23 protein-coding genes are annotated in these 20,577 nt (G+C 40.7%); 18 read left to right on the top strand and 5 right to left on the bottom strand.

Features of this window, described 5'->3' with window-relative positions; genetic code table 11:
- Nucleotides 1-227 precede the first annotated feature (227 nt).
- The gene (gene norR / locus H5158_RS09775) at nt 228-1,796 is read right to left on the bottom strand and encodes a nitric oxide reductase transcriptional regulator NorR (RefSeq protein WP_182739930.1); all 1,569 of its coding nucleotides are present in this window, start codon (nt 1,794-1,796) and stop codon (nt 228-230) included.
- Between the two features lie 166 nt (nt 1,797-1,962).
- Here norR and H5158_RS09770 point away from each other — a divergent pair, with 166 nt between their 5' ends.
- Both H5158_RS09770 and hmpA read left to right on the top strand, forming a co-directional pair.
- Entirely contained in the window at nt 1,963-3,195 is a 1,233-nt protein-coding gene (locus tag H5158_RS09770; RefSeq protein ID WP_182739929.1) for an NnrS family protein, read from the top strand.
- 10 nt (nt 3,196-3,205) lie between these two features.
- Nucleotides 3,206-4,387 carry an NO-inducible flavohemoprotein gene (gene hmpA / locus H5158_RS09765; RefSeq protein WP_182739928.1) on the top strand — a complete coding sequence of 394 codons (1,182 nt, stop codon included), beginning with the start codon at nt 3,206-3,208 and terminating at the stop codon, nt 4,385-4,387.
- 67 nt (nt 4,388-4,454) lie between these two features.
- Here hmpA and H5158_RS09760 read toward each other — a convergent pair whose 3' ends face one another.
- Together H5158_RS09760 and H5158_RS09755 are read right to left on the bottom strand one after the other, a co-directional pair.
- Nucleotides 4,455-5,108 carry an endonuclease gene (locus tag H5158_RS09760; RefSeq protein ID WP_145242452.1) on the bottom strand — a complete coding sequence of 218 codons (654 nt, stop codon included), beginning with the start codon at nt 5,106-5,108 and terminating at the stop codon, nt 4,455-4,457.
- A gap of 112 nt (nt 5,109-5,220) precedes the next feature.
- Nucleotides 5,221-5,937: a hypothetical protein gene (locus H5158_RS09755; protein WP_182739927.1), complete on the bottom strand. Its 717-nt coding sequence runs from the start codon at nt 5,935-5,937 to the stop codon at nt 5,221-5,223.
- A gap of 167 nt (nt 5,938-6,104) precedes the next feature.
- Here H5158_RS09755 and H5158_RS09750 point away from each other — a divergent pair, with 167 nt between their 5' ends.
- Nucleotides 6,105-6,485: a hypothetical protein gene (locus tag H5158_RS09750; protein ID WP_145242456.1), complete on the top strand. Its 381-nt coding sequence runs from the start codon at nt 6,105-6,107 to the stop codon at nt 6,483-6,485.
- On the opposite strand, the gene H5158_RS09745 is transcribed toward H5158_RS09750, so the two are convergent.
- Nucleotides 6,482-6,925: a PaaI family thioesterase gene (locus H5158_RS09745; RefSeq protein WP_182718541.1), complete on the bottom strand. Its 444-nt coding sequence runs from the start codon at nt 6,923-6,925 to the stop codon at nt 6,482-6,484. The two genes, H5158_RS09750 and H5158_RS09745, sit on opposite strands and share 4 nt — an antisense overlap.
- A gap of 121 nt (nt 6,926-7,046) precedes the next feature.
- On the opposite strand from H5158_RS09745, the gene H5158_RS09740 reads away from it, so the two are divergent.
- The 6 genes from H5158_RS09740 (at nt 7,047) to H5158_RS09715 (ending at nt 13,133) form a co-directional block, all read left to right on the top strand.
- The gene (locus H5158_RS09740) at nt 7,047-7,841 is read left to right on the top strand and encodes a hypothetical protein (RefSeq protein ID WP_182739926.1); all 795 of its coding nucleotides are present in this window, start codon (nt 7,047-7,049) and stop codon (nt 7,839-7,841) included.
- A 74-nt stretch (nt 7,842-7,915) separates the two neighbouring features.
- Nucleotides 7,916-8,533, top strand: coding sequence for a transcriptional repressor LexA (lexA, locus tag H5158_RS09735; protein ID WP_145237778.1), 618 nt, complete (start codon nt 7,916-7,918; stop codon nt 8,531-8,533).
- Nucleotides 8,534-8,954: 421 nt separating this feature from the next.
- A complete protein-coding gene (gene coxB / locus H5158_RS09730; RefSeq protein ID WP_145237781.1) occupies nt 8,955-10,097 on the top strand; it encodes a cytochrome c oxidase subunit II in 1,143 nt (380 codons plus the stop codon).
- Nucleotides 10,097-11,695: a cytochrome c oxidase subunit I gene (gene ctaD, locus H5158_RS09725; RefSeq protein ID WP_145237784.1), complete on the top strand. Its 1,599-nt coding sequence runs from the start codon at nt 10,097-10,099 to the stop codon at nt 11,693-11,695. Before coxB ends, ctaD begins: the two co-directional genes overlap by 1 nt.
- Nucleotides 11,695-12,222, top strand: coding sequence for a cytochrome c oxidase assembly protein (locus H5158_RS09720; RefSeq protein WP_182739925.1), 528 nt, complete (start codon nt 11,695-11,697; stop codon nt 12,220-12,222). The genes ctaD and H5158_RS09720 overlap by 1 nt, the downstream gene beginning before the upstream one ends.
- A gap of 35 nt (nt 12,223-12,257) precedes the next feature.
- A complete protein-coding gene (locus tag H5158_RS09715; protein ID WP_182739924.1) occupies nt 12,258-13,133 on the top strand; it encodes a cytochrome c oxidase subunit 3 in 876 nt (291 codons plus the stop codon).
- On the opposite strand, the gene H5158_RS23675 is transcribed toward H5158_RS09715, so the two are convergent.
- A complete protein-coding gene (locus H5158_RS23675) occupies nt 13,033-13,347 on the bottom strand; it encodes a DUF2909 domain-containing protein (RefSeq protein WP_149980424.1) in 315 nt (104 codons plus the stop codon). The two genes, H5158_RS09715 and H5158_RS23675, sit on opposite strands and share 101 nt — an antisense overlap.
- A gap of 12 nt (nt 13,348-13,359) precedes the next feature.
- Here H5158_RS23675 and H5158_RS09705 point away from each other — a divergent pair, with 12 nt between their 5' ends.
- The 9 genes from H5158_RS09705 to H5158_RS09665 all read left to right on the top strand — a co-directional run bounded on the left by H5158_RS09705 (nt 13,360) and on the right by H5158_RS09665 (nt 20,533).
- Nucleotides 13,360-14,100 (top strand): SURF1 family protein, encoded by a 741-nt coding sequence (locus H5158_RS09705; RefSeq protein ID WP_145237798.1) that lies wholly within the window; start codon nt 13,360-13,362, stop codon nt 14,098-14,100.
- Nucleotides 14,097-14,591 (top strand): transmembrane cytochrome oxidase associated protein, encoded by a 495-nt coding sequence (locus H5158_RS09700; RefSeq protein WP_182718545.1) that lies wholly within the window; start codon nt 14,097-14,099, stop codon nt 14,589-14,591. Before H5158_RS09705 ends, H5158_RS09700 begins: the two co-directional genes overlap by 4 nt.
- A 17-nt stretch (nt 14,592-14,608) precedes the next feature.
- Entirely contained in the window at nt 14,609-15,598 is a 990-nt protein-coding gene (locus H5158_RS09695; protein ID WP_145237805.1) for a heme A synthase, read from the top strand.
- An 8-nt stretch (nt 15,599-15,606) separates the two neighbouring features.
- On the top strand, nt 15,607-16,515 hold the full coding sequence (gene cyoE, locus H5158_RS09690) for a heme o synthase (protein ID WP_182718547.1): 909 nt from the start codon (nt 15,607-15,609) through the stop codon (nt 16,513-16,515).
- Nucleotides 16,512-17,135 carry an SCO family protein gene (locus H5158_RS09685; RefSeq protein ID WP_182718548.1) on the top strand — a complete coding sequence of 208 codons (624 nt, stop codon included), beginning with the start codon at nt 16,512-16,514 and terminating at the stop codon, nt 17,133-17,135. Before cyoE ends, H5158_RS09685 begins: the two co-directional genes overlap by 4 nt.
- 168 nt (nt 17,136-17,303) lie before the next feature.
- Nucleotides 17,304-17,576, top strand: a complete 273-nt coding sequence (locus H5158_RS09680; RefSeq protein WP_149980677.1) for a lipid asymmetry maintenance protein MlaB — start codon at nt 17,304-17,306, stop codon at nt 17,574-17,576.
- Nucleotides 17,577-17,585: 9 nt separating this feature from the next.
- Entirely contained in the window at nt 17,586-17,948 is a 363-nt protein-coding gene (locus H5158_RS09675; RefSeq protein ID WP_145237813.1) for a response regulator, read from the top strand.
- A 15-nt stretch (nt 17,949-17,963) separates the two neighbouring features.
- Nucleotides 17,964-20,051, top strand: coding sequence for a chemotaxis protein CheA (locus H5158_RS09670; RefSeq protein ID WP_182739923.1), 2,088 nt, complete (start codon nt 17,964-17,966; stop codon nt 20,049-20,051).
- Nucleotides 20,048-20,533 (top strand): chemotaxis protein CheW, encoded by a 486-nt coding sequence (locus H5158_RS09665; RefSeq protein ID WP_149980428.1) that lies wholly within the window; start codon nt 20,048-20,050, stop codon nt 20,531-20,533. Before H5158_RS09670 ends, H5158_RS09665 begins: the two co-directional genes overlap by 4 nt.
- Nucleotides 20,534-20,577 lie beyond the last annotated feature (44 nt).

Raw genomic sequence — 20,577 nt, 5'->3', positions numbered from 1 at the left:
CATTACTGCAAAGAGTAAAAATAACAAAGGGGTTTGCTGTTAAATTTTAGCTATCAACAGCGCCCCGGCTAATGGCCGGGCAAAACTTAATATTAAAAAATAAAATTAAGCACTTACTTGCCCAGCAAGGGGGTTTAATACAATCATCAAATATCTCCTGTTTAGATGTTTATTGTGGTTTTACACCAGTTGGCACTATAGCCAAGTTTGGGTGAATAAAATACACATTAAATAGATTTTTTTACTGTAATACCAAGACGTTTGGCTAATCGCACTAAGTTAGCGCGATCAACTTTTAATGTTCGTGCTGCACTGGCCCAGTTGTAATTATGTTGTTCTAGCTGTTGGCTGATTAAATGCTGAGTAAATGTATCCGTTGCTTGTTTGAGCGAGAAATTTTGTTTATTTATGTTATTGTTATCGGCAGTTGTTAATGCGACAGGCGTTGGGTTATTTGTACTTAGGTTAAGTTCACAATGAGCAGGTTCAATAGTAATTATTGCTTGCTGCCACTGGCTTTGTTTGGCTTTTAATGCTGCACGGCTGATCACATGCTCAAGTTCTCGCACATTTCCCGGCCAGTCATATTGAGTGAGTAGTAGTTGCGTTTCGACGCTGAGTTTGAGTTGTTTGATAGCTAGCTTACGGGCTGTTCTTTCAACAAAGTAACCTGCAAGTAAAATTACATCGTTTTCGCGTTGTTTAAGTGGCGCAACGTTGAGCGGGTAAACACTTAACCGATGATATAAATCGGCTCGAAAACGCCCTTGAGCGACTTCGTTTTTTAAATGCCTGTTTGTAGCCGCAATAACCCTTACATCGACGTATTTTACTTCATCTTCGCCAACCGTTTGGATTTCACCACTTTGTAAGACGCGCAATAGTTTACTTTGCATGGCAAGTGGCAGTTCACCAATTTCATCTAAAAATAAGGTGCCACCATCAGCCAGCTGAAACTTGCCTTGACGTGCATTATGGGCGCCAGTAAATGCGCCTTTGGCGTGGCCAAAAAATTCACTTTCGGCGAGATTCTCTGGTAATGATGCACAATTTAAGTGAATTAACGGCATTTCGCTACGCTTTGAATGAAGATGGATATTGCGTGCTACTAGCTCTTTACCTACCCCGGTATCACCTTGGATCAAGACACTAAACTCAGAAGCCGCCACTAGTTTTATATCGCTTCGAAGGGCTTGCATGGCCGTGCTTTGGCCGATGATCTCTGCACCATCGCGGGTAAGCGCTTCGCGGTTTAGCTCTTGCACTAAAGCGCTACTATGTTGCGCGTGGTTTTGATATTGCTGCAGTTTTAATACAGTTTGCAAATGCGCGGTGCAAAGCGTACCTAGTTGAGTAAATAGCTCAAGGTCAAAACTGTCGAATGCATTTGCATCGAGACTGTCGAGGGTGATCACCCCGAGTAAGTTATCGTCGCTATCAAGTAGAGGGATGCCTAAGCAAGCATGAACAGGAATATCGCCAGCTTTGCTCGATAGTAAACCGTCGTACGGATCAGGAATTGGGCAATCATGGGCAAACTGTAATGGTTGCTTAGCGTTGCAAATGGCATGTAAACGTGGATGCTCGTTTATTACAAAGCGTCGTCCTAGGGTGTCAGGCGTCAGTCCATGAATAGCTTGTGGTTTTAACACATCGCCTTGTAAGGTAAGCAGTGCAATAGCGTCACTGGGTATTACTTGTTTGATACACTGAATTAACTGCTGAAAAGGCTGCTTTTGGTCGCTCACTTTAGCAAGCACAAGGGCGACATTAAGTAAGCTTTGTTTATCTACCATGTCAAAATGACTCAAATGTGTTTTTATCTTATTTAAAGGTGAGTCATAAAGACTTTTTTGTCAATAGCAAAATAGTTAATATGTTGAATAATAAGCAGTTTAAATCTTGGCTCGGCTTGTGCAATAGCGTGTTATAAATACCTAGATAGATGAGTCTAATACGCTGATGCGAGCAATCAATTTAACCGAACCAATGCCCAAAAAAATGCGTTTTTATCAAGTCAGTCAATGGCCGTTATGGATGTTAGCATTTCGGCCCTACTTTTTAGGAGCTGGCTTATTGGCCGTTTTGTCGATTAGTTATTGGTTACTCATTTTAACAGGCCATGCCAGATGGCAATTGACTATGCCAGCAACACTTTGGCATGCCCATGAAATGATGTTTGGCTTTGCAGGCGCTGTAGCTGTGGGGTTTTTATTAACCGCAGCACAAACTTGGAGCGGGGTTGCGAGTATTAATGGTCGTAAATTGATGTTGCTAACCCTAGTGTGGCTAGCAGCTCGTGTTGCGTTTTTTATTACCAGTGCAGGTATTGAAAACTTTAGTTTATATGCGGTGTTATTGTTCCAATTGCTTTGGTGGTTAGGTGCAGTTATGGCGCTGGCTAATATGCTCCTTAAAGCTGGCAATAAAAATAACTACCAATTTTTACTGATGCTAAGCGCATTGTGTGTGCTCAATATTATTTATTTATGCTTAGCAATACAACAAAACATGCTACTTGCATTGGCAGTCGCCGATACCGCAGTACTAGTAATGACCTTACTTGTCGGTGTGGTGGCTGGGCGGGTATTACCTTTTTTTACTGCTCGTGGTCTTGGTTTAGCGGAGCAAGTGCGTACTCCTCGTTTAGATAAAGTGCTGCTTTACAGCTCATTGTTTGCTGTCGCGCTTTATTTTATCAGCCAATTATTTATAGCAAGCGTTAATCCTGGTTGGGCATTGGCTGTTGTTGCTGTAGTGCATTTAAGTCGCTCATTGTTGTGGTGGAATAATCAAATACTCAAAGTACCACTGTTATGGTCGTTGCACTTCTCTTATCTAGCTCTTGGGCTTGGTTTAGTATTGCTTGCGCTGAGTTTTTACAGCTCGGTTATTTTGTTTAAAGACGCGCTGCATATGATCACTATAGGTACGATTGGCATGATGATCTTAGCGATGATGACGCGGGTATCTCATGGTCATACTGGCCGCCCTTTAACTATTCCTCACTTTATGGCTGTGGCGTTTGCTTTAGTGTTTATTGCAGCAATTATTCGTTCGTTATTACCTGTTGTTATTGGGCCACACATCGCATGGCAGCTGAGTGCTGTACTGTGGATCGTGGCATTTTTATTGTTCTTATTCCACTGTATTCCTATTTTAACGCGGCGTCGTGTTGATGGGCGTCGTGGTTAAAGGAAGTTGTATGTTATCTGATAAAACCATTGAAATAGTAAAAAGCACAGCGCCTTTATTGGCGCAGGCGGGCACCGTTGTCACGGAGCATTTTTATAACCGGCTGTTTAGTCATAACCCTGAGCTGCAGGATATTTTTAATATGGCCAATCAACGTAGTGGCCGTCAGCAATTTGCATTATTTAATGCCTTGGCTGCGTATGCTCAAAATATTGATAATTTAGCCGTATTAAAAGAGGCGCTGGCACGCATTAATCATAAGCATACCAGCATGCATATTTTACCTGAGCATTATCCAATAGTTGGCGGACACCTGATTGGCACTTTAAAAGAATTGATCCCTGAGCAATTTACAGCTGAAGTTGAATATGCATGGCGTGAGGCTTACGCACTACTTGCTGATATTTGTATTACCGAAGAAGCGGCGCTATACGAGCACAGTAAAAATAACCACGGTGGCTGGTCGGGTACTAGAGCATTTGTTATTGCTAAAAAACAGCCTGAATCAGAGTTAGTAACCAGTTTTACTTTAGTGCCAGTCGATGGTAAAGCGGTAATGACTCATAAACCAGGGCAGTATTTAGGTATCAAAGTAAAACCAGCTTATGCACAGTATAGTGAGATACGCCAATACTCTATTTCTCAGCAAAGTAATGGTGAAAATTACCGTATTAGCGTGAAAAAAGAGTTATTGCCAGCAGCGGGGATTGTATCTAATTATTTGCACTCACTTGATGTGGGCAGCGTTGTGGAGCTTTATCCACCGGCTGGAGACTTCTTTTTACGCGCAAATAAAAAACCTGTGGTATTAATTTCTGCGGGCGTTGGTCAAACACCGATGCTGGCAATGTTACAAACATTATTATGTGATACATCGAATCAAGCGGTCACCTATTTACACGCCTGTGAAAATATCCTGCAGCATTCATTTAGTCAGTTTTTGGCGGAGCAAGCCGCGGCGCATACTCGATTAAATTACTACACTTGGTTTAATCAAGGTGGCGAGGGAGCTGAGTTTACTGGATTGATGAATGTCAGTGCTGTTGCTGAACAGCTTCCGCTTGAAGAAGGTGACTTCTACATCTGTGGCCCTACGGGGTTTATGGCTGCAATTAAACAGCAATTACTCGTATTAGGAGTCGCTGCTGAGCGTATTCACTACGAGGTGTTTGGCCCACATCAAGATATTTAATGACGAAACTAAATGTAGGTTTTAAGTGAAAAGGCGCGAAATGCGCCTTTTTTATGGTTTTGGCTACTTAAAGTACAGCATTGCTATTTTTCGCTGCTAAAGCTTGGTTTTGCCATGCGGTAAATAATTTTTGTTGCTTGTCGGAAATTTTTAAACCATAGGTTTTTTGCATATAAAAATAAGCATCGGCAATGCGTTTTCGTGCATAAAAGGGCGGCTCTACCACACGCTGTTTAAAATCTACCTTTACCTGGCAGCGACCATATTGGCTTGCATTACCTGCAATCATGCCAAAGCTGTAATTAGATCGGTCTGCGTTTATTTCACCAATTGCCGGAGCGAGATTATTTATATCAGCTTCCATTTTCCGAAATTGCGCACTGACTTTAATGCAATTTTTTCGGCCGCCATCTTGCCAGCATTGTAGCTGGTGACCAAATTCCCATGCAGACACAATATGTTCCCACTCAATCCGAGTTGCGCGCGCATTTGGTTTGCCTGAACGAGTAACCGCATTGCGAGGCACATAACCACATGCATTTGGGTCGGGCACCAGTTTTTTACCTTGGCGTTTAATATTACAGCCACAATAGAGGCTGGTGGCGTTATCAGGAAGGGTTTTGATGAGGTGTTTTTTTGCGCTGTAAAAACTGGTGAATTGTTCTGCATAAAGGTTAAAACTCACACAACACAATACCAGCGCAATAATTAAATGCGGCATATCCAATCACTTTAGTGAACTACAGGAAGCGCTAGTTTAGAGCGATTATTCAAAAAGTAAATCGCTTAACTGTGTGATGTAGTGGGAATTTTAACTCATCTCTAAGGTAAGGTTAGCTACTTGGGCGACGGGAAGTACGTTTTCTAAAACGGATATTCTGTAGTAATAAAATAAAGCCAGTTAAACAAAACAATACGCTACTGGCTGCAAAACTTATTAATAATGGGTTATTAAAATCTTCACGTTGCTCATAGTCCATTATGTGTAACATCCAGAAAAAATCGAAAATTCGCCAAATTGTGCTGCGAACAGTAATAACTTGGCCGCTATCAGCGGATAAATATAGTGTGGTGTTAAACGTATCGTCAAAATTTACTTGCCAAATATTTTCTTTAAAGCCAACTTCGCGAGTACCTTTAGTTAGTTTGATCACGTCTGTTACTTGCGCATTAATTAATAGATGAGCTTGGGCATTGGCAATAATTTGCGCTTTACTCGGTGCTACCAAAGGACGGCCAGTAACTCCGTTAAAGCTGTACTCACCGTTACTGTTGCTCACAATAATGGTAGGGATTGTTAAAAAGTGACTATAACTAATTTGTCTTGGTTGAGTAATTTTTGCAACGATATTATCAACTGAGGCTAGATAATCAGCTTGTTTGAATGGGTTATTTAATTGCCGCGCAGCTAAATGTTTACCGTGAACTTTTTCAAGCGGTATAGCACTCATAATTAAACCACCGAGTAACCATGCAAAAATTTGTAGCGCTAATAAGTAACCTAACCATTTGTGAAACTTACGCGCATGTTTAAAAATGCGTTTATCCATAGTGACTACCTGTTTGTTATTAGTGCGGTATTCTATAAATTATATTGAGTTTGCCAATGTGGCAAATTGTCGCATCAACAAAATAAAACTAGCTACTCTAGATTTGGTATATACGCAAAATTAGGTTAAAGTTTGCGTTGTTATTAACGCAGGGTAAAAATGAAACAATGTCGGAAATTCAATTTTTAAATGTAGATCTAGAGCTTGAATCAAAGCAAGATATTAGTTTGTTAGTTGCAGACTTAAAAAAAAGTGCTGTGGTTTTGCATTACGATAAAGATGAGTACCGTCAACTAGCACGTATTGAGTCTAATGAAGACGTTATCTCACCAGATAAAGCGATTAACCACTTATGTGAGTTAATTGAATCTTGCTCACGCAATGCATTAAAGCAGTGGTTATCATGCTCAAAGCGCACCTTTGATATTGGCTTTGAATCAGGCACTTCGCCAAAATGCTTTAATCAAGCGCTCAGTGCCGATACTTTATTGCGTATTTCTGCTATTGGCGCAGGTATTGAAATTACAATTTATCCACTTTCAAGTTAGCCTTTTCGCTCTACAATTGCTGCGGTCATTCTTGATACGCAGCACAGTTCTCCACGACTATTGGTGATTTTTATTTCCCATACGGATGTACGCTTGCCTAAGTGTAGTGGTGCTGCTATCGCGGTTAATATACCATTACGTGATGCTTTTAGATGATTGGCATTGATCTCCTGGCCAACACAATAAAACTTTGTAAAATCAACAGCAAAGTTTGCAGCATAACTCGCCACCGTTTCTGCAAGTACAACATTTGCGCCGCCATGCACCATACCCATAGGGTTATGATGAGCTGGGATCGCGGGCATCGTTGCTACTAAATAATCATCGCCTATTTCACTTATTTCAATGCCCATGGTTTTCATCAATGTGCCTTGACCACTTATGCCGTCATCAAGTTGCTTACATTGTGCTAGGGTGATCGGTTGATACCAAATACTCATCTGTCTACCTCACTAAGTTATTTACTAAATCAGTCTACACTTTTAAACATTTTCCTACAGTTAAGATCATAAAAATAGATAAAATGTACCTATATTATCTAACTGTTAATGGATCTTAAGGATGAAAGTAAAGGTATTTGGATGTGGTGCAATATTATTAATGAGCCTTGTTGCTCAGCCGCAGGCTGTTGCTAGTACCCAACATCAACTCGATATTGGTTTTACCGATTTAGCTGGTTTAGATGAATCTTTTTTAGGCGCACGGTATCGATATTTTGCGCAAGATCTTGAATCGTTGACTGGTCCATACGAGCTAAAAGCGTATTTAAATCAAGTCAATAATTATGCTATTGGTGGGTTTGCTAATGATGATTTTAGCTATTTAAATGCCGATGCTGCCATCTATGGTCCCGCAGGATTAGTTATTAGTGCCAGCGCGCAGCGCCTCTGTGAGGATAATAGCTATTGGCAAAATACTGATTATTTAGTGAGTGCCGCTGTTGGTAAGCAAATGAATGAGCAGTTACAACTAGGGTTCAATATATATTACAGTCGCTTAGAGCGCCATGATATGTGGTTTGGCAAAGATAATGAAAGAGTCGCGGTTGAATGGACTTATGCTCCTTATGTTCGTTGGACAAATATAGTTAGCAATCAAGGTTGGGATTTAGAGCTAAAGCAATTGGCAGGGCGTTATCGTTATGTGCAGGGGCAGGCGGTTTATTATGTAAATCAAGCATGGTCAGTGGGAGTCGTTGCTAATATTCGTAATCAGAAAAATCTAAAAGACAACTATGAACTGCAAACGCAATATTGGTTTAATCAACATGTAGCATTAAAGTTTGGTCTTGGATCTGCGCTTGATTCTGGAAGTGGTTTAAATAGTATGAGCTTGTTATTAACGGCGCGATTTTAAGCCAATTTATATTTGCGATTTTCAGATAACTGTATATACTCACAGTTAAATGTACTGTATGGAAAACCAGTTGTATGCGCCCATTAACGAATCGCCAAGCTCAAATTCTCGAACTTATTAAAGTTTTTATTAAAGATACCGGTATGCCGCCAACCCGTGCTGAGATTGCGCAAACGTTAGGTTTTAAAAGTGCTAATGCAGCGGAAGAACATTTAAAGGCATTAGCGAAAAAGGGCGTTATTAAAATGAAGCCCGGTGCCAGTCGAGGTATTCAGTTAGTTGAAGAGGATGAGCCGGAACAACTTGGTTTACCTCTAATAGGCAGAGTTGCCGCTGGTGAGCCTATTTTGGCAGAGCAGCATGTTGAAAGTCATTGCAAAATAGATCCACTCTTGTTTAAACCGGCTGCTGATTTTTTACTGCGTGTGCAAGGCATGAGTATGAAAGACATTGGTATTATGGATGGCGATTTATTGGCTGTACACAGCACTCAAGTTGCTGAAAATGGCCAGGTGGTGGTTGCCCGTGTTGATGACGATGTAACAGTAAAACGCCTTGAAAAAGCAGGTAAAAAAGTTTTTTTACATGCTGAAAATGATGAATTTTCACCGATTGAAGTGGATCTTGAACATGAATCTTTCAATATTGAAGGGTTGGCTGTTGGGGTGATCCGCAACGCTGATTGGATGTAAATTTTTTGATCTATATTTTGCACCAAATTGGTGAAGTTTGGTGCATTTAATTTTTTACCGCTATAATGGCTAGATTTTATACTTAGCTATAGCGTCCTAAGCCCTATCAAATCTACTTACCAGCTACTTTTAGCCCTCTAATATTATCCCTAATTACAAAATAACGCGCTGATTTTTAGCTGTTATTTATGCACCAAAAAAGAATTTAATTGCTCTTAAAACTTGCTAATTGTTCATTTTTTAACTAATTGGTTAATACACTGTGTTAACAGCTACTTTAAAAGTCTAACAATTTTGCTCAATAGCATAATTTAGGGTTGCGTTAATATTCAGTAACAATAAAAAATAACGAATTGGCGCGAATAAAGCTGTGCCGCCTTTTCGCTTTGCGTTTTGCAATAGCATTTAAAGGAGCCGTCACATGGGTAAATTGAGCTCTACCTTGTGGCTTATATTGTTTGTTCTACCGCAGCAAGTATTGGCTAATAGCCAGTTTAATATGCGTAAGGGCGTAACAGATATAAGTAATGATGTTTATCAGCTGCACATGACAATATTTATTATATGTTGTGTGATTGGGGTCATCGTGTTCGCCGTGATGTTTTGGGCACTGATCCACCACCGTAAATCTAAAGGGGCAAAACCAGCCCAATTTCATGAAAGTACTAAAGTTGAAATCCTTTGGACGGCAATCCCGTTTGTGATTTTAATTGGTATGGCAATTCCTGCGACAAAAACTTTGATTGCAATGGAAGATGCTAGTAAAGCTGATCTCACCATTAAAATTACTGGTTCTCAATGGAAATGGCATTATGAGTACATGGGTGAAGATGTTGAGTTTTATTCAATGCTTGCTACACCTCAAGATGAAATAACTAATCTTGCAAATAAAAACCCTAATTACCTGCTTGAAGTTGATAAACCTTTGGTGTTGCCAATTAATCAAAAAGTACGATTTTTAATGACCTCAGACGACGTTATTCATTCTTGGTGGGTGCCTGATTTTGCAGTGAAAAAAGATGCTAACCCTGGGTTTATCAATGAAACTTGGACCAGAATTAATGAAGAGGGCATTTATCGAGGGCAATGTGCAGAACTATGCGGAAAGGATCATGGCTTTATGCCTGTGGTGGTTGAAGCTAAATCTGAGCAAGCATTTGCAAACTGGCTGAGCGAAGCTAAGCAGGCAAAAGCAAACGCTGCAATTGCTGATGCTGCCTTATTAGATCAAACATTACCAAAAGAAGAATTAATGACACTCGGCGAGCAAGTCTATATGGCCAGTTGCGCTGCGTGTCACCAACCAACAGGTATGGGCTTACCGGGGGTTTTCCCTGCGCTCAAAGGCAGTCCGGTAGTATTAGGAGATATTAAAGATCATATTGATGTCGTGCTTCATGGTCGCCCAGGTACCGCTATGCAAGCATTTGACAAGCAGTTATCAATCAAGCAGCTAGCAGCTGTGATCACCTATAAGCGTAATGCATGGGGCAATGACACTGGGGATGTAATTCAACCGAGTCAGATACAAGCCGCGATTGATGCAACTTCGGAGGCTAAATAATGAGTAGCGTAACAGAGCAACAACATGATCAAGCTGCACACCATGATGGACATCATCATCCTGCGAAAGGTTTTAAACGCTGGCTTTATACTACTAACCATAAAGATATCGGAAGCTTATATTTAATTTTTTCGTTGACGATGTTTTTAATTGGTGGCGCCATGGCGATGGTGATCCGCGCAGAGTTATTTCAACCTGGCTTACAGTTAGTAGAGCCTCACTTTTTTAATCAAATGACCACAGTACATGGCTTGATCATGGTCTTTGGTGCCGTTATGCCGGCCTTTACAGGATTGGCTAACTGGATGGTACCACTCATGATTGGCGCACCAGATATGGCATTACCACGGATGAATAATTGGAGCTTTTGGATTTTACCTTTTGCTTTTATTATTTTACTGGCATCCCTATTTATGCCAGGTGGTGGCCCGGCATTTGGCTGGACTTTTTATGCACCACTGTCAACAACTTACAGTAACGATAATACCGCATTATTTGTTTTTGCTATTCACATCATGGGTATTAGTTCAATTATGGGCGCAATCAATGTGATTGTAACTATCGTTAATTTACGTGCGCCAGGTATGACTTGGATGAAGCTGCCGCTGTTTGTGTGGACATGGCTTATCACCGCTTTTTTATTGATTGCTGTGATGCCGGTATTGGCCGGTGCTGTGACTATGGTATTGACTGATAAGTATTTTGCAACCAGCTTTTTTGATGCTGCTGGGGGCGGTGATCCGGTGATGTTCCAGCACATATTTTGGTTTTTTGGTCACCCTGAAGTGTACATTATGATACTGCCAGCCTTTGGCATTATCTCGACTATAGTGCCGACCTTTTCACGTAAAAAATTATTTGGTTATGCCTCTATGGTATATGCCACATCTTCGATTGCTTTACTGAGCTTTATAGTTTGGGCGCATCATATGTTTACCACAGGTATGCCTGTTGCTGGCGAATTATTTTTTATGTATGCCACTATGCTGATATCGGTGCCAACTGGGGTCAAAGTATTTAACTGGGTAGCCACCATGTGGCGTGGTTCGATTAGTTTTGAAGTGCCTATGTTATTTAGTATTGCGTTTATTGTGTTATTCACTTTAGGTGGTTTCTCTGGGTTGATGCTGGCGATTACTCCTGCTGATTTTCAATACCATGATACTTATTTTGTGGTGGCGCATTTTCATTATGTGTTAGTGACTGGGGCGATATTTTCAATTATGGCCGGGGCGTATTATTGGCTGCCAAAATGGACGGGAAATATGTTCAATATCACCTTGGCTAAATGGCATTTTTGGTTGTCGTTAGTGAGCGTGAATGTATTGTTTTTCCCTATGCACTTTGTTGGTTTGGCCGGTATGCCACGCCGGATTCCTGACTACGCACTGCAATTTGCAGACTTTAACGCGATTATTAGTATTGGTGGCTTTGCTTTTGGTTTATCACAATTGTTATTTGTGGTTGTAGTATTTAAGTGTGCACGAGGCGGCGATAAAGTGCCCGCCAAAGTGTGGGATGGTGCTGAGGGTTTGGAATGGGAGGTGGCATCGCCTGCGCCTTATCATACTTTTGAAACGCCACCGGAGATTAAGTAATGAGTCATGCACCACTGCTTAAGCGCTTAGTTTTAATATGTCTTGGCATGTTCGCTTTTGCGTTTGCTTTGGTGCCGTTGTACGACGTTTTTTGTGATGTAACAGGCCTTAATGGTAAGCCTTCGTTAGAGCAAGCAAAGCAAAGTACGAGTGTTAATGAGGCACGAGAAATCGACGTAAGCTTCACAACTCATGCGCAAAGTGGAGCGCCATTTGAGGTGCAATCACATGAGTATAGTGTGCTAGTAAAGCCCGGAGCTATGCGCGAAGTGCTGTTTAGAGCAAAAAATACCAGTAATGAAGATAAAGTTATGCAAGCGGTACCGTCGGTGTCTCCAGGCAAAGCAGCTAAGTATTTGCATAAAATGGCTTGCTTTTGTTTCGATCAACAACCTTTGAAAGCAGGTGAAGAAGTGGAATTTAAACTGCTTTTTTATGTTGATACGCAATTACCTGAAGATGTTGAAGAGTTAACTTTGTCTTATACCGTGTTTGATATTAGCGGGCAGGTAGTGGCTAGTAATTAGGTTGCCAAGCTAATAGCTAATTAGGAGCAAACAAAATGGATAAAAATTACGAAAAATATTATGTTCCCGCGCAAAGTCCGTGGCCAATAGTTGGCGCATTTGCGATGTTTTTTATTGCTGTTGGTGCAGGTCTTACCGTAATGCAAGCAAGCAGCGGCGGTGGTGCTGGCCATTATGTGCTTTACGCAGGAATTGGTGTGTTGCTGTTTATGCTATTTCGCTGGTTTAAAAATGTCATTGAAGAGTCTGATCAAGGCTTATATTCAGCGCAAATGGATCGCTCGTTTCGTCAAGGTATGAGCTGGTTTATTTTCTCTGAAGTAATGTTTTTTATGGCTTTTTTCGGTGCCCTTTTTTATGCCCGGATGATCTCTGTGCCTTGGCTTGGCGGCGCCGGAAATAATGCCATGACCAATGAGGTACTGTGGCCTACTTTTGAAGCAATCTGGCCATTAGTTACTACACCTGGTGGTAGTACGACACAGGCTATGGGTTGGCAGGGATTGCCGCTGATCAACACATTAATATTACTAACCTCGTCGGTTACCTTACATTTTGCTCATGTAGGCATGGAGAACAATAAGCGTGGGCCATTAAAAGTATTTATGGCACTGACAATCTTATTAGGGGTCTGTTTTTTAGGGCTGCAAGTCGTAGAGTATATGCATGCTTATCAGGATTTAGGACTGACCTTAGATGCTGGCGTATATGGCAATACTTTCTTTTTACTAACCGGCTTTCATGGCATGCATGTGACCTTAGGAACTATTTTATTATTAGTCATGCTGATCCGTATTTTAAAGGGCCACTTTAGCCCAGATAAACATTTTGCGTTTCAAGCCGCAGCTTGGTATTGGCATTTTGTTGATGTGGTGTGGTTGTGTTTATTTGTGTTTGTATATGTGCTGTAACTTTATCAATTGGTGATGAGTTACTGTGGATGAAACCTAGTTTAAGGGCTGCAATAACAATTACTAAGACGATAACAGAAAACAGCACACGACGGCCTAAATAGTGAGACATAGGCCGTCCATCTGTTTTACCCGATACCATAATAAATAAGGCACGGAACAAGTTAAAAAGTATAAATAGTAGCAACAGTACGATAATAATTTTAATAATCACTGGGTCACCTTTATGCAGTTAATTTTATGGCGTAAACAAAAGCTTAGCTCAATTATTACCATTTGCGTGGTAACCATTGTGGTATTGGTATGTTTACGCCTAGGGTATTGGCAATTACAGCGAGCTGAAAGTAAAACTGAGCAATTAACACAAATAGCAGCCCTGCAAAGTCAGGGAGTAATGAGCTGGCAGCAAATGCAGCAACTGCCTAGTGATTGGAATAAAACGGGCTTGCAGATAAGTATCTCTGGAGTGCTAGATACGCAGCAATATTGGTTGTTAGATAATCAAGTTTACCAAGGTCAGGTTGGCTACGATGTACTTACCTTGCTGCGTTTACAGCAAAGTAAGCAAACTCTGTTGGTGAATTTGGGTTGGGTTAAAGCACCACTTACTCGCCAGCAACTCCCTAGTATAAACCTACCATCGACTCCTTTGGCAATGACCGTGCAATTAAAGCAAGGAAAGCTCAGTGGCTTTACTTTGCAAGATGCACAACACAAGACGGATACAGCATGGCCCAAGCGCGTACAAATTATCGATTTAGCATTGTTTTCACAGCAAACAGGTCGCGACATGATTGACTTTATTGGTTATCGGCAAGGTATCGCGGATGAGATTGCTGCGCCGCATTACCAAGCTGTGGTGATGAGCCCCGAAAAACATCAAGCCTACGCAGTGCAATGGTTATTGATTGCGATTGCCTGCCTTGTTATTGCTGTATTTGCTTTTAAAAAGAAGGAATTACAATGAAAAACAATCCGTTATTAATATTTATTGGCTGTTGTTTAGTGCCTTTAATACTGGCGTATTTGGCGTTAAAGCTTGAGTGGATACCTAGTGCATCGAGTAATAAAGGGGAATTTTTAAAACAGGAAATAAAACTACAAGATTGGAAAAAAACGGAGCATAAACAATGGACTATTGCTTTAAATCACCCAGCACAATGCCAACAAGCTTGTGCACAGCAGTTACAAGCACTAGAGAACCTCTACATCGCTCTTGGTAAAAATCAAGGTAAAGTCGATGTAGCCATCCTTGGCCAGACACAGCAAAAAGAGCTGCCATGGCGTCAGTTACCTGAGGTTGATGTACTGCAACCAGCTAGTTTATATCTAATTGATCATATGGGCTTAGTGGTCTTGCAGTATCCTTACCATAGTGAGCCACAGCAAAACCGTTTGACTCAAAAAGGACTGTTAAAAGATTTAAAAAAATTACTTAACTATTCGCGTTCTAGCTAATTTAAGGAGTGCCAATTATGTATAAAAACTATAAACATTTGGTATTAGCCACTTTTATGTTATCGATCTTAGTTGTTGGCTTAGGGGCTTATACGCGCTTGAGTGATGCCGGATTGGGTTGTCCGGATTGGCCCGGTTGCTATGGCTTTTTGACGGTACCCAAGCATGAGGCTGATTTAGCCCATGTAGAGCAAACCTACCCAGATATGATGTTCGAAACCGCTAAAGCGTGGAAAGAAATGATCCATCGCTATTTTGCCGGCACGTTAGGTTTACTTATTTTAGCGTTATTTATATTGGCTTTATTAAAACGTCAATATCCAACCACGCCAATTAAATTACCCTTACTATTACTAATACTGGTGGTGTTTCAAGCGGCTTTAGGGATGTGGACCGTCACCATGAATTTACAGCCGCTGATTGTATTGGGGCACTTATTAGGTGGATTTAGTATTTTATCATTGGTTACATTATTGTATTTACGGCTAACGGCAAAACCAATTTTTGGCGGCGACGCCCCAGCTCGGCGTTACTTTAAACTTAGTCTAGTCGCATTAGTGGTGTTGGTATTGCAAATAGCGCTAGGCGGTTGGCTTGCTGCTAATTATGCGGCGCCGCACTGCAATGGCTTGCCATTGTGTAGTTACGGACAGCCGTTTTCATTGAGTAGTGTATTTCAGTTGCCATTAGAGCAAAGTACTTATGAATATGGTGTACTTTCACAGCAGGCTAGAATGTCGATCCATTTATTACATCGAATGTGGGCGTTAGTTACCTGTGTAGTATTAGCGCTGATCATGTGGCGCATTTATAGCCGTGCTGTGTCGAGAAAAATAAAGCATTGTACAGTCTCCGTATTGGTCGCGTTGCTGTGTCAAATTTGTTTGGGCTTGGCGGTTGTGCACTGGCATTTCCCGCTCGGCGTTGCGCTGGCACATAATTTAATGGCTGCCATACTATTGTTAACAGTCGTTCGTTTATGTTTTTACTTAAAAGCACGTACATAGGGGCAGTTATGACACCATTAATAGCAATAACAAAGTTAGCACCTAGCCAAATTAGCGGCTTAATAAATGATTATTTAGCGATCAGTAAATTTAAAGTAGTCGCGATGTTGGTATTAACAGCATGGGTTGGTTTAGCGCTGGCACCCGATGTTGGTCGTGGTATTGGCGTACAGTTTATTAGTTTACTGGGGATTGGCTTGTTATCCGCAGCAGCTGCGGTGATCAATCATGTGGTTGATAGCGAAATAGATAGCAAAATGGCACGTACACGCCATCGGCCAGTGGCGAAGGGGCGGTTATCTAAACTGCATGCTTTAAGTTTTGCCGCTGTTATTGGGGTGAGTGGTTTCATTATGTTGATGATCTGGGCTAATACTTTAACCGCTGTATTAACCTTATTTGCGTTAGTTGGTTATGCGTTTATTTATACCTCCTTTTTAAAGCGTGCAACGCCACAAAATATTGTTATAGGAGGACTAGCAGGGGCCATGCCGCCGTTGTTAGGGTGGGTATCTGAAACTGGCCATATGGCAGCTGCTCCTTGGTTATTAGTGATGATCATATTTACTTGGACTCCGCCGCACTTTTGGGCGCTGGCAATTGCTCGCAAAAGTGATTACGAACGCGCTAAGATCCCCATGTTGCCAGTCACTCATGGTATTGATTTTTGTAAAACCTGTGTAGTTGCATACTCTATTTTATTGGCTTTGGTATGTGTATTGCCTTATTTAATTGGTATGTCGGGGCTCATTTATTTAATTGCTGCGACATTACTTAATGGGATTTTCATCTATAAAGCGGTAAAACTAAAAATAGCGGGGAATGACGATAAAGCAATGGATTTATTCCGTTTTTCAATTATTCATTTAATGATACTCTTTGTCGCCTTATTTATAGATAAATGGTTCGTTATATGAATAGCTTAGCAGTTAAGCGTGGGGGGAGAGTGTGGTTGGCGTTAAGTTTATTGCTGTTAACAGCTTGTAGTGACAGCGCTATGCCTGACGTTGAAGCTTTGGTATATGAACAAGCCAAACCTTTGAGTGATTTTACTTTACAAGATCAAAATGCTCAGCCAGTAACTAAGCAAACATTGCAAGGTCAATGGAATTTAGTGTTTTTAGGTTATACCAGTTGCCCAGATATTTGCCCTCTGACATTAGCTAAACTCAATGGTGTTTATAAAGCGTTGAAAGATGAATACCCATTACAAATTTGGTTTTTAGCGGTCGATCCAAAACGCGATACAGTCGCTAAACGTAAAGCCTACATTGATTATTTTAATCCTGATTTTTTAGCGGTCTCAGGGGAGCATAAAGATTTATTCCCACTAGTTAGAGAGCTAGGTTTAATTTACGCAATTAGCAATAGTGATGAGCAAGAATATGCCGTTGACCATAGTGCTTCAATTGCGATGGTTGACCCTCAAGGAGCGGTAAGAGCCATATTTAAACCTGAATTTAAACAAGGCAGTGTGCCGTTAATTAATGCTAAATTATTAATAACTGAGTTTAAACAGATTGCGGATCATTATTAATAGCATAAGTATACTTTAATTCTTTTCGAGGAGCGATGAGCTCCTTTTTTGTTTTTCTTTTATCCCCAGCAAATAATTTCACTCTTTTTTCAACGCATTTATGGCATTTTTACTAACTCAGTCTAAGCTTTTGTTATGAATTGGTTAAACATGGAAAGTGCGAACAATATGATGAAGCTTCCCGCTGAACTAGCAATCACCCAAGTTGAAAACTTACACCAAGATTTATTACAAGAATTACACCGCAATGATGATGTTTGTTTAGACATTAGTGAAGTTGTACGCGTAGATACTGCCTCTATTCAACTATTGTGTGCTCTGCAAAAGCACTTGCTGTGCGTCCATCACAAAATTATTTGGGTTGGGCAAAGTGAGCCTTTAAAAAATGCCATTAGTCGCTTAGGCCTAAGTGAATATCTGATACTTGAAAATGTAGATTAAGGGGTTCATATGAAAAGAATTTTAGCCGTGGATGATTCGGCATCAATGCGTCAAATGGTGAGTTTTACACTGAAAAAGGCGGGTTTTGATGTCACTGAGGCAAAAGACGGAAGTGAAGCACTTAGCATCGCAAAACAACAAGGTTTTGATGCTGTTATTTCAGATGTAAACATGCCAGTGATGGATGGTATTACTTTGATCAGGGAGTTACGCACCTTACCAAACTATAAATTTACGCCATTGCTAATGCTAACAACAGAATCAGGTATGGACAAAAAAGTAGAAGGGAAAGCTGCTGGTGCAACAGGCTGGATAGTTAAACCTTTTAATCCTGAACAGTTATTAGCGGTTTTAAAAAAAGTAATTCGCTAATCTAGGGGACGGGGTATGAGTATAGATTTAAGTCAATTTTTTGAAGTCTTCTTTGAGGAAAGTTTTGAAGGCTTAGATGCGATGGAAGCTGAGTTATTAAACTTAGTACCTGGCGAAGAAGATTTAGAAACAATCAATACCATTTTTCGTGCTGCGCATTCTATCAAAGGCGGCAGTGGTACATTTGGTTTTAACTCTGTGTCTGACTTTACTCATGTGCTAGAAACCCTATTAGATCAAATTCGTGAGGGGAAACGAGAGCTTACCGCAGAGCATGTTAACCTATTACTTAAATCTGTTGATTGCTTGCGGGAGTTACTTCGTGGCTTACAAGCAGAGCAAGAACCTAATTTAGAAGAAGCAATTGCACTGAGAATTAAGTTTGAACAGATTTTAGGAGTAAACCAAGCCGAACAAAATAAACTGGAAGTCACTGCTAGCCCCGCTCAACTTGCGCTAAACACCTATCAGATTGATTTTAAACCACATCATCATTTATTTAAAACAGGCAATGAGCCACTTTATATGATCAGTGAGTTGGCTGAATTGGGCGATTTAGAGACTCAAGCTTTCAATAATGAGATCCCTGACATTGCTGATTTAAGTCCCGACGATTGTTTTTTATCTTGGCGATTCTTTTTAAACACAGCAAAAGATGAGAGTGCGATTCGAGAAATATTTGAGTGGGTTGAAGATGATGCTGATATTACCATCGCGTTGTGTGGAGGGTTATTTGCTGATGATGATGCGCAAATTACAACACCTGATGTAATTGAGGAAAACTCTAATTCAACTTCAGCCCCTGCAGTTGTCAATGTTGCTGCGGTTAAACCAATAAAAAAAGGCACTGCGGTCAAAGCAAGCACTCCAGCTGCAGAATCTACTTCAATCAGAGTAGGCATAGATAAAGTTGATTCATTGATCAATATGGTTGGAGAGCTGGTTATCACTCAAGCCATGTTGAGCCAAATTGGTCAACAAGAGATCACCGAAGCGACTATCGCCTCTTTGCAGGAAGGCTTAGCGCAATTGGCCCATAACACTCGTGATTTACAAGAAAATGTAATGCGTATCCGAATGCTGCCAATCAGCTTTGTATTTAGTCGTTTTCCGCGTTTGGTGCGAGATATTTCGCAAAAACTGAATAAGCAAGTTGAGCTAAAACTGTTAGGTGAACAGACCGAGCTTGATAAAACCGTAATGGAAAAAATATCAGATCCTATGGTGCACTTAGTACGAAATTCGCTGGATCATGGGCTAGAAACGGTTGAACAGCGCCTTGCTGCAGGTAAAGACCCAGTCGGTACAGTCACACTTAATGCATTTCACCAAGGTGGCAATATTGTTATAGAGATCATGGATGACGGACAAGGCCTTAATACTGTAAAGATTAAACAAAAAGCGGTTGCTAATGGGCTCGTAAGCGAAGCTGATGAGTTAGATGATGATGAAATTAATGAGCTCATTTTTATGCCCGGTTTTTCAACCGCAGATGAGGTAAGTGACATATCCGGACGTGGTGTTGGTATGGATGTGGTCAGGCGTAATATCCAATCACTTAATGGCTCGGTTGAAGTGTCATCTGCTGCAGGTGTTGGGTCTACCTTTACTATTCGCTTGCCACTTACGCTGGCTATTTTAGATGGTCAGTTAGTGAGGGTTGCAAAGCACACCTATATTATTCCATTAATATCTATTGTTGAATCATTACAAATTGATATCAATAAAGTCAGTCGAGTGGGTAAAGACTTAGACGTACTTAGACTGCGTGATGAATACATTCCTATCTTGCGTTTATACAGTATTTTCAATCATCAAGGTGCGATAGAAACGCTTGATAAAACCTTGTTAGTGGTAGTTGAAAGCGATAATCAAAAAATTGGTTTGTTAGTTGATGATTTATTGTCACAGCAACAAGTAGTGATTAAAAGTTTAGAAGCTAATTACCAAAAAGTAGATGGCGTGTCAGGTGCCACTATATTAGGGGATGGTCGGGTTTCGTTGATTGTCGATATCAGCGGCTTAATTAAATTATCAGGATTAAGAAAACCCGGTAGCCAAGAATTGATTATTGAATCGCAAGCTAACTTGGAGGCTTCATGATCTCTGCGCACAGCGAATTAAATAACAAAATAATGCTTGAACAGGGCCAAGGAGTTAAGCAGTTTTTAACCTTTATTATGGCTGATGAAGAATACGGTGTTGATATTTTAACTGTTCAAGAAATTCGTAGTTGGGAGGAGATCACCGAGATCCCGAATGCCCCAGATTATGTAAAAGGGGTGATTAATCTACGTGGCACCATAGTACCTATTTTAGATCTTAGATTACGGTTTGGCTTAGCGACGATTGACTATGGACCGTTAACAGTGGTGATCGTAGTGAAAGTAATTTTTGAGCAAAATAGCAAGATTATGGGAATGGTAGTCGATGCCGTATCTGATGTTTACAGTATTGTAGAGCAAGATGCGAAGACGGTGCCTAACTTTAGCGGCTCAGAGAATGCTGAATTTATCGCAGGGTTAGTGAATGTCGGTGAGAAGATGGTCGCGTTATTGGACCTGCAAAAAACAATGGATATTTAGCCAAATACTAAATATAGCAAATGGTGATCAACAAGAAGGTGATG

Origin of the sequence: Pseudoalteromonas sp. SR45-6, assembly GCF_014163545.1 — a bacterium.
GTDB lineage: Bacteria > Pseudomonadota > Gammaproteobacteria > Enterobacterales > Alteromonadaceae > Pseudoalteromonas > Pseudoalteromonas rhizosphaerae.
The sequence above is the reverse complement of the archived record's forward strand: the minus strand, read 5'-3'. Positions and strand labels throughout refer to the sequence as shown.

What these genes read in the sequence shown, in the direction of transcription:
- norR (WP_182739930.1), bottom strand. Translation starts at nt 1,796, where the DNA reads ATGGTAGATAAACAAAGCTTACTTAATGTCGCCCTTGTGCTTGCTAAA.
- H5158_RS09770 (WP_182739929.1), top strand. Translation starts at nt 1,963, where the DNA reads ATGCGAGCAATCAATTTAACCGAACCAATGCCCAAAAAAATGCGTTTT.
- hmpA (WP_182739928.1), top strand. Translation starts at nt 3,206, where the DNA reads ATGTTATCTGATAAAACCATTGAAATAGTAAAAAGCACAGCGCCTTTA.
- H5158_RS09760 (WP_145242452.1), bottom strand. Translation starts at nt 5,108, where the DNA reads ATGCCGCATTTAATTATTGCGCTGGTATTGTGTTGTGTGAGTTTTAAC.
- H5158_RS09755 (WP_182739927.1), bottom strand. Translation starts at nt 5,937, where the DNA reads ATGGATAAACGCATTTTTAAACATGCGCGTAAGTTTCACAAATGGTTA.
- H5158_RS09750 (WP_145242456.1), top strand. Translation starts at nt 6,105, where the DNA reads ATGTCGGAAATTCAATTTTTAAATGTAGATCTAGAGCTTGAATCAAAG.
- H5158_RS09745 (WP_182718541.1), bottom strand. Translation starts at nt 6,925, where the DNA reads ATGAGTATTTGGTATCAACCGATCACCCTAGCACAATGTAAGCAACTT.
- H5158_RS09740 (WP_182739926.1), top strand. Translation starts at nt 7,047, where the DNA reads ATGAAAGTAAAGGTATTTGGATGTGGTGCAATATTATTAATGAGCCTT.
- lexA (WP_145237778.1), top strand. Translation starts at nt 7,916, where the DNA reads ATGCGCCCATTAACGAATCGCCAAGCTCAAATTCTCGAACTTATTAAA.
- coxB (WP_145237781.1), top strand. Translation starts at nt 8,955, where the DNA reads ATGGGTAAATTGAGCTCTACCTTGTGGCTTATATTGTTTGTTCTACCG.
- ctaD (WP_145237784.1), top strand. Translation starts at nt 10,097, where the DNA reads ATGAGTAGCGTAACAGAGCAACAACATGATCAAGCTGCACACCATGAT.
- H5158_RS09720 (WP_182739925.1), top strand. Translation starts at nt 11,695, where the DNA reads ATGAGTCATGCACCACTGCTTAAGCGCTTAGTTTTAATATGTCTTGGC.
- H5158_RS09715 (WP_182739924.1), top strand. Translation starts at nt 12,258, where the DNA reads ATGGATAAAAATTACGAAAAATATTATGTTCCCGCGCAAAGTCCGTGG.
- H5158_RS09705 (WP_145237798.1), top strand. Translation starts at nt 13,360, where the DNA reads ATGCAGTTAATTTTATGGCGTAAACAAAAGCTTAGCTCAATTATTACC.
- H5158_RS09700 (WP_182718545.1), top strand. Translation starts at nt 14,097, where the DNA reads ATGAAAAACAATCCGTTATTAATATTTATTGGCTGTTGTTTAGTGCCT.
- H5158_RS09695 (WP_145237805.1), top strand. Translation starts at nt 14,609, where the DNA reads ATGTATAAAAACTATAAACATTTGGTATTAGCCACTTTTATGTTATCG.
- cyoE (WP_182718547.1), top strand. Translation starts at nt 15,607, where the DNA reads ATGACACCATTAATAGCAATAACAAAGTTAGCACCTAGCCAAATTAGC.
- H5158_RS09685 (WP_182718548.1), top strand. Translation starts at nt 16,512, where the DNA reads ATGAATAGCTTAGCAGTTAAGCGTGGGGGGAGAGTGTGGTTGGCGTTA.
- H5158_RS09680 (WP_149980677.1), top strand. Translation starts at nt 17,304, where the DNA reads ATGATGAAGCTTCCCGCTGAACTAGCAATCACCCAAGTTGAAAACTTA.
- H5158_RS09675 (WP_145237813.1), top strand. Translation starts at nt 17,586, where the DNA reads ATGAAAAGAATTTTAGCCGTGGATGATTCGGCATCAATGCGTCAAATG.
- H5158_RS09670 (WP_182739923.1), top strand. Translation starts at nt 17,964, where the DNA reads ATGAGTATAGATTTAAGTCAATTTTTTGAAGTCTTCTTTGAGGAAAGT.
- H5158_RS09665 (WP_149980428.1), top strand. Translation starts at nt 20,048, where the DNA reads ATGATCTCTGCGCACAGCGAATTAAATAACAAAATAATGCTTGAACAG.